General features: G+C 69.9%; 7 protein-coding genes. 1 reads left to right on the forward strand and 6 read right to left on the reverse strand.

The features are described from left to right. The 6 genes from ACWGH4_RS26955 to uraD form a co-directional block, all read right to left on the reverse strand. A partial coding sequence (locus ACWGH4_RS26955) for a nucleobase:cation symporter-2 family protein (RefSeq protein ID WP_453465509.1) occupies positions 1-1,404 on the reverse strand: 1,404 nt, incomplete at its 3' end. Positions 1,405-1,662: 258 nt separating this feature from the next. Continuing rightward, on the reverse strand, positions 1,663-3,063 hold the full coding sequence (locus ACWGH4_RS26960; protein ID WP_453465511.1) for an 8-oxoguanine deaminase: 1,401 nt from the start codon (positions 3,061-3,063) through the stop codon (positions 1,663-1,665). 45 nt (positions 3,064-3,108) lie between these two features. Then, positions 3,109-4,500 carry a nucleobase:cation symporter-2 family protein gene (locus tag ACWGH4_RS26965; RefSeq protein ID WP_453465513.1) on the reverse strand — a complete coding sequence of 464 codons (1,392 nt, stop codon included), beginning with the start codon at positions 4,498-4,500 and terminating at the stop codon, positions 3,109-3,111. Positions 4,501-4,567: 67 nt separating this feature from the next. Next, complete coding sequence (gene pucL, locus ACWGH4_RS26970; protein WP_307709070.1) at positions 4,568-5,491, reverse strand: factor-independent urate hydroxylase; 924 nt, start codon at positions 5,489-5,491, stop codon at positions 4,568-4,570. A 5-nt stretch (positions 5,492-5,496) separates the two neighbouring features. Further along, on the reverse strand, positions 5,497-5,895 hold the full coding sequence (uraH, locus tag ACWGH4_RS26975) for a hydroxyisourate hydrolase (protein ID WP_441261439.1): 399 nt from the start codon (positions 5,893-5,895) through the stop codon (positions 5,497-5,499). Beyond that, positions 5,892-6,404 (reverse strand): 2-oxo-4-hydroxy-4-carboxy-5-ureidoimidazoline decarboxylase, encoded by a 513-nt coding sequence (gene uraD, locus ACWGH4_RS26980; protein WP_453465516.1) that lies wholly within the window; start codon positions 6,402-6,404, stop codon positions 5,892-5,894. Before uraD ends, uraH begins: the two co-directional genes overlap by 4 nt. A gap of 322 nt (positions 6,405-6,726) precedes the next feature. On the opposite strand from uraD, the gene ACWGH4_RS26985 reads away from it, so the two are divergent. After that, positions 6,727-7,362: a hypothetical protein gene (locus ACWGH4_RS26985; protein WP_453465518.1), complete on the forward strand. Its 636-nt coding sequence runs from the start codon at positions 6,727-6,729 to the stop codon at positions 7,360-7,362. The last annotated feature ends 33 nt before the right edge of the window (positions 7,363-7,395 follow it).

Consider the following 7,395-nt stretch of genomic DNA (forward strand, 5'->3'; position numbering starts at 1 on the left):
GTGCACGGCGGCCGGCTCCGCGACCGCGGTCCCCTTCTCCACCGACGAGGGGTCCTCCTCGGTCGCACTCCCCCGCTTGCCGAGGTGGTTGAACGCCAGGTTCAGCACGATCGCCACGATGCAGCCCGTGGAGATGCCCGAGTCGAGCACCACGAGGGCGTCCTCGGGGAAGGCGTGGTAGAACTCCGGCGCGGCGATCGGGATCAGCCCGATGCCGACGGCCGCCGCGACGATCAGCGCGTTCTCGCCCTTCTCCAGTGCCGCCGTGGCCAGCGTCTGGATACCGCTCGCCGCGACGGAGCCGAAGAGCACGATGCCGGCGCCGCCGAGGACGGGCAGCGGCACGAGCGCGATGACGGACGCGGCGACCGGACAGAGTCCGAGCAGGATCAGGATGCCGCCGCCGGCGGCGACGACGAACCGGCTGCGGACCTTCGTCATGGCGACCAGGCCGATGTTCTGGGCGAAGGCGCTGCACATGAAGCCGTTGAACAGCGGGCTGATCGCGGAACCAAGAGTGTCGGCGCGCAGGCCGCCCTCGATGGTCCGCTCGTCCGCCGGGCGGTCCACGATCCGGCCCAGCGCGAGCATGTCGGCGGTGGACTCGGTCATGCAGACCAGCATCACGATGCACATGGACACGATGGCGGCGATCTCGAACTGCGGTGCGCCGAAGTGGAACGGGGTGGGGAAGCCGACGATCCCGGCGTCCTTGATGGCGTCGAGGTTGGTCATGTTCAGCGGTACGGCGATGACCGTGCCGGCGACGAGGCCCAGCAGGATGGCGATCTGCTGCATGAAGCCGCGCAGCAGTTTGCGCAGCGCCAGCACGATCACGAAGGTGAGCGCCGCCATGCCGATGTTCTTCATGGAGCCGTAGTCGTCCGCCGTGGAGTTGCCGCCCTGGGACCAGTTGAAGGCGACGGGCAGCAGCGACACACCGATCAGGGTGATGACCGTGCCGGTGACGACGGGCGGGAAGAAACGGACCAGTTTGGAGAAGTACGGGGTGAGCACGAAGCCCAGCACGCTGGCGACGATGATCGCGCCGAAGATGACCGCGATGCCGTCGTAGCCCCGGTCTCTGCCGATGGCGACCATCGGCGTCACACCGGCGAAGGAGACACCGTTGACGAACGGCAGCCGGGCGCCGATGCGCCAGAAGCCGAGGGTCTGGAGCAGGGTGGCTATACCGGCGGTGAACAGGCTCGCGCCCATCAGGAACGCGGTGTCCTTGGCGCTGAGGCCCACTGCGGGCCCCACGATCATCGGCGGGGCGACGACTCCCGCGTACATGGCGGCCACATGCTGCAGGCCGCTGGTGAACATCTTGAAGGGGGGCAGGGTTTCGTCGACCGGATGCTTCCGGTCCTCTACTTCGGCGGTCGAGTTGTGCACGGCCACGGCGGTGCCTCCGGTCCGGGTTACACGTCGTCGGTGGACGTGTGGTGTCAAGGAGGTGGTGCAGGTGGTGCGGTTGTGCACGTACCGGGTCGCCCGAGCCGGTGTGCGGGCGGCGTCCCCGTGCCGGGTGGCAGGGGGCGCCACCACCGGGAGGCACGCACCTTTGTCGTACGCGCCTCCCGGCGACGGCCGCCGTGGACCCCGCTCGGGTCCACGGCCGCCGGTCGAGGGCCGTCCCCCTCGACCGGACTACCGGGTTCAGCCCTGTGCGGCGATCCGCGCCAGGCGCTGTGCCTCGTCCCGCGTGGAGCGGGCGATGGCGTCTTCGTCCACCGTGGTGAGGTGGTTGCCCTCGACGACGGTCCTGCCGTCGACGAGGGAGAGGGTGACCGGCGCGGCCGCGCCGAAGACGAGCGCGACGACCGGGTCGGCGATGGAGGAGTGGGCGAAGGTGTCCAGCTTCCACATCACCAGGTCGGCGAGCTTGCCCGGTTCGAGGGATCCGATCGCGTCCGCCCGGCCGAGTACCTGCGCGCCGCCGTAGGTGCCGAGGCGCAGTGCCTGGCGTGCGTTCAGTGCGGCCTCGCGGTGGGCGCCGAGCCGGTTGATCAGCAGCGCGTTGCGCAGTTCGGTGTGCAGCTCGCCGGACTCGTTGGATGCGGTGCCGTCCACGCCGAGTCCCACCGGCACACCGGCCCGCAGCATGTCGGGGACGCGGGCGATGCCGGCCGCCAGACGCGCGTTGGAGGAGGGGCAGTGCGCGACGCCGGTGCCCGTGCGGGCGAAGGCCGCGATGTCGGAGTCGTTCATGTGGACGCAGTGCGCCATCCACACGTCGGAGCCCAGCCAGCCCGTCGACTCGAAGTAGTCGGTGGGGCCCATGCCGAAGAGCTCCTTGCAGAACTCCTCCTCCTCGACCGTCTCGGACCCGTGGGTGTGCAGCCGCACTCCCTTGCGCCGGGCCAGCTCGGCGCCCTGCCGGAGCAGTTCGGTGCTGACGGAGAACGGCGAGCAGGGCGCGACGGCGATCTGCGTCATCGCGTCGAACGAGGCGTCGTGGTGCTTGTCGACGGTCTCCTCGGTGCCGGCCAGCGCGCCTTCGAGGGACTCGACCGCGAAGTCCGGCGGCAGGCCGCCGTCCGACGTCCCGCGGTCCATGGAGCCGCGGGCGAGGGTGAACCGTACGCCCATCTCCCGGGCGGAGCCGATGATCGCACCGGACAGGTCGCCGGAGCCCCGCGGGTAGACGTAGTGGTGGTCCATGGCGGTGGTGACGCCACCGCGGGCCATCATCGCGAGCGAGCCCTGCGCCGCGGCACGGACCATCGGCTCGTCGATGCGCGCCCACGTCGGGTAGAGCGCCACCAGCCAGTTGAAGAGGTTGTGGTCGGTGGCGAGACCGCGCGTGATCCACTGGTAGAAGTGGTGGTGGGTGTTGACCAGGCCGGGGGTGACGAGGTGGCCGGTCCCGTCGATGCGGCGTACCACGTTCGCGAGGCCCTCGGGTGCCTTCCCTGCTCCGACGGACTCGATCCTGTTGCCCGCGACGACGACATGGCCGGAGGCGTACTCGCTGTCGTCGGCGTCCACGGTGGCGATCGCACAGTTCTCGATGACGATGCGCTCGACCGTTTCGGTCGGGGCTGCCGAAGGTGCCATGGTGCTTCCTTCTTCTGTGGGCGGCGAGGTGGGCACGGCAGGACCCTAGGAGGATTTGAGTGCCACAGCCGGGCGGCTGCGGGTGCCGAGATGGTGGAAGAACAGGTTGAGCAGGACCGCGACGAGCGCTCCGGCGCTGATGCCGGAGCCGAGCACGGTCTGTGCCCAGGCCGGGAAGTCCGAGTAGAAGGTGGGCGCGGCGAGCGGGATGATGCCGGCGCCGAGCGCGACGGCCACCAGGATGATGTTGGAGCTGTCGTCGAGTCCGGCCTCGGAGAGAGTGCGGATGCCGCTGACGGCGATCGAGCCGAACAGAACGATTCCGGCGCCGCCGAGGACGGGCATCGGGACGAGTGAGACGACGGCGCCGAGGACGGGGAAGGCGCCGAGGACCAGCAGGGCGCCGCCGGCGACGGCGACGACGTAGCGGCTGCGGACCCGGGTGAGGGTCACCACGCCCACGTTCTGGGCGAACGCGGAGGTGGGGAAGCCGCCGAAGACGGGTCCGAGGAGCGTCGCGATGCCGTCGGTGCGCAGTCCGCGGGTGATCGTCCCGCCGTCGCTGCGGCGGTCGCAGATCTCACCGAGGGCGAGCATCCCGGCGCTGGACTCGGTCATGAGGACCAGCATCACGATGCACAGGGACAGGATCGCGGCGGGCTGGAAGTCGGGGGCGCCGAAGGCGAAGGGGCTCGGCAGCGCGGCGACCGGCGCCTCCCGCAGGGCGGAGAAGTCGGCCATGCCGAAGGGGATCGCGGCCAGCGTGCCGATGAACAGGCCGAGCAGCAGCGCCACTTGCTTGAGGAAGCCGTGGCCGAAGCGCTGGAAGAGCAGGATGACGGCGAGGGTGAACGCGGCCAGCGCCAGGTACTTCATGGCGCCGAAGTCGGCGGCGCCGGTGTCCCCTCCCTGTGCCCAGGTGACGGGCACGGGCATCAGAGTGACGCCGATGAGGGTGATGACCACGCCGGTGACGAGCGGCGGGAAGAAGCGCAGCAGCCGTCCGAAGAAGGGCCCGACGGCGAGGCAGAAGACTCCGGCGACCATCACCGCGCCGTAGATGGCGGGCAGTTGGCGGCCGGGGGCGCTGGTCTCCGCGATGGCGAGCATGGGCGCGATGCCGGCGGAGGAGGCGGCGTTGACGAACGGGAGCCGGTTCCCGGCGAAGTTCGCGACACCGATGGTCTGCAGGAGGGTGGCGAGGCCGGCGATCAGCAGGCTCGCCGCGATCAGCCGGGTCATGCCGGCGGCGTCGAGGCCGACCGCCTGGCCGATGATCAGCGGAGGAGTGACCACGCCCGCGTACATGGCGGCGATGTGCTGGAGCGCGGCGGGAACGAGCCGCGCGAGGGGGAGCTTCTCGTCCACGGGATGGACGGGCGGTGCGGTGCCGGGGCCTTGTGCGGCTTGCGCCGGCTCCGTTGCAGGCTGTGCCATGGTTCTTCCCTCCGGTCCGGCCGGCCCCCGCCCGGCTGCGGGCGGGCGGGGGCGGGTCGGTCCCGCGTCAGAGGTTGGTCATGTCGACCGGGATCTTCGGCTCGACGCCGTCCCGCAGGATGGTGGCTTCGATCAGGCCGTACGGGCGGTCGGCCGCGAAGTACACCTCGTTGTCGTTCTTGAGGCCGAACGGCTCGAGGTCCACCAGGAAGTGGTGCTTGTTCGGGAGCGAGAAGCGGATCTCGTCTATCTCGCTGCGGCTGTTGATGATGCGCGAACCCATCTGGTACAGGGTCTGCTGCAGCGACAGCGAGTACGTCTCCGCGAAGGCCTCGAGCATGTGCTTCTTGGCCTGGTCGTAGGACTTGTCCCAGTTGGGCATCCGGTCCTCGTCCGAGGTCCAGTTGTAGCGCCACTGGGCGGCGACCTGGGTGGCCAGGATGCGGTCGTACGCCTCTTTGAGGGTCGTGTACCGGTCCTTGACGTAGCCCCAGAACTCGGAGTTGGTCGAGTTCATCACGGTCAGGTCCTTGAGGCCGGAGACGACCTCCCACTGTTCACCGTCGTAGGTGATCTGGGTGGTGCGGGTCTCCTGGCCCTTGCGGACGAAGGAGTGCTTGACCTCGTCGGCGCCGATGAACTTCGAGTTGCCGTCGGAGGTCGCGATGCGCTCCCAGGCGTACTCCTCGATGCGGATGCGCGCCCGGTGGATCGGTTCCTGGCTCGACACGAAGTGCCGGGCGAGGTGGATGCCGAACTGCTCCGCCGACTCGATGCCGTACTCCTTGGCGAACGCGTACACCGTGTTCTTGGTGGTGTCGGTCGGCAGGACGTTGGCGTTCGAGCCGGAGTAGTGGACGTCGTCCATGTCGCCGGAGAGGGCGACGGAGACGTTCAGGTCCTTGATGTGGTGGGTGTCGCCGTCCCGCGTGATCTTGACGACTCGGTTCTCTGCTTTGCCGTACTGGTTCTGGCCGAGAATCGTGGGCATGTCTGCTAGCTCCCTCGGTAAACGGAGTAGCCGAACGGGTTGAGCAGCAGCGGTACGTGGTAGTGCTCGCCCGGCACGACGGCGAACGTGATCGCCACCTCGGGGAAGAACACACCGGTGGCACCGCTGTCCCGATTCGCGGGGGCGTCCTGCTGCGCATCGGCTTGCTTGTTCTCGAAGTACGCCTCGGTCTCGAAGTCGAGACGTACGTGTGTCGTTCCTTCCGGCAGCGCCGGCAGGTCCTTGCAGCGCCCGTCCGCGTCGGTCTTCGATGCGCCGAGCGCCACCCACCGCGCTCCCGCGCCGCTACGGGACGACAGCGAGATGGCGACGCCCTCTGCGGGGCGTCCCACGCTGGTGTCCAGGATGTGCGTGGACACCGATGCGGTGGTTTCCGTGCTCATGCTTCTTCCTGCTCTACGAGACGGGTCAGGCGGATGCGGTTGATCTTGCCCAGCTCGGCGCGGACGATCTCCCGCTCCTGCTCGGGCGAGTTCTCGATCCGGTCGCGTACGGCGTCCCGCATCTGCTCGCCGGTGCGGCCGGTGGCGCAGATCAGGAAGACATGACCGAACTTGTCCTGGTAGGCCAGGTTCAGCTCGAGCATCTCCGCCTTGAGCGTTTCGGACGCGCCTGCCATCCCGCTCTGTTCGCGGGACGACGTGGGGTCGCCCGGCTTGGGCCGGCCGATCGGTGGGTGGCCGGCCATCGCCTCGGCCAGATCCTCCGCGGTCAGTTCCGCCATGGCGGCGTCGCTGGCCTCGAAAAGAGCCTGGGTGGTGGCGTACGGTCGCTGGGCGAGCAGTTTGCTCCCCCACGCCGAACTGGCGCACACCTCGTGCAGTGCGGCCAGGGCCGCACTGTCCTCGGAGGCGTTGAACCGGGCAAGGCCCGGGTTCGGAAGTGAAGTCACGGGAGCCTCCGTGGCTTGTTCATCGCGGTGCGTCGGACGGGCTGCGGATAGCTAACGCCCTTCGGCAACGCGACGTCAACACTTTGTTGAAAACTTGGGGTTACAAATACGGCGCCCCGGCGGCGACCCACGCTCCGGCACCCACCCGCGTCCGGACCGACCGCCCCGGGGCATCGCATCGAGCCTTACACCGTTGCAGCAGCACACCGGGGCAGGCGCGCCTGACACGCCCTAATGTCGGAAATGTCCTCAGTCGATCGGAGCACCGCCTCCGGTCGCACATAACGCCGACAACGATGTCGGCATTGCCAGGAGCATGCACATGAAAAGCGTTCGCCGCTTCGCCGCCTGTACGGCAGCAAGCGCCCTCCTCGGCCTGGGCGCGATCGCCCTCGCCACCCCCGCGCAGGCCGGCACCGTGCCGGCACGAACCGTGGCGGCCGACCCCGCCGGCGACATCGCGACGGCCGTCGACGGCCTCCTCGGGAGCCTGCTCGGCACGGTCAGCGGCACCCTCGGCTCGGTGACCGGCCTCCTGAACGGCCTCCTGGGCGGCCTGCCGGGGCTCGGCGACGCCCCTGCGGCGGGCATGCCCACGGAGAACCTCCCCGCGACCGGTGAGCTGCCATCCACCAGTGAGCTGCCCGCGACCGGCCAGACTCCTGCCACCAGTGAGCTGCCCGCGACGGGCGAGGCTCCTGCGGCCGGTGAGCTGCCGGCGAGCGGGGAGCAGCCCGCGGTCCAGCTTCCGGCCGGCGAGCTCCCGGCCATCGGCGCCCTCCCCGGCCTGGCCGACATCCCCGGGCTCGCGGACCTGCCCGCGCTCGGGGAAATGCCGGCGACCGGTGAGATCCCGGCGGCGGAGCCGCCCACGACCGACCCGGCCGCCGCGCAGCCGCCGGCCACCGACGAACTCCCCGTGGCCGCCGATGCCGCGGGCACGGCCGGCGACTCCTGACGGAGTGACCCCGGCACACCACGGCGCCGCCCT

Source organism: Streptomyces sp. NPDC054847, from assembly GCF_053610925.1.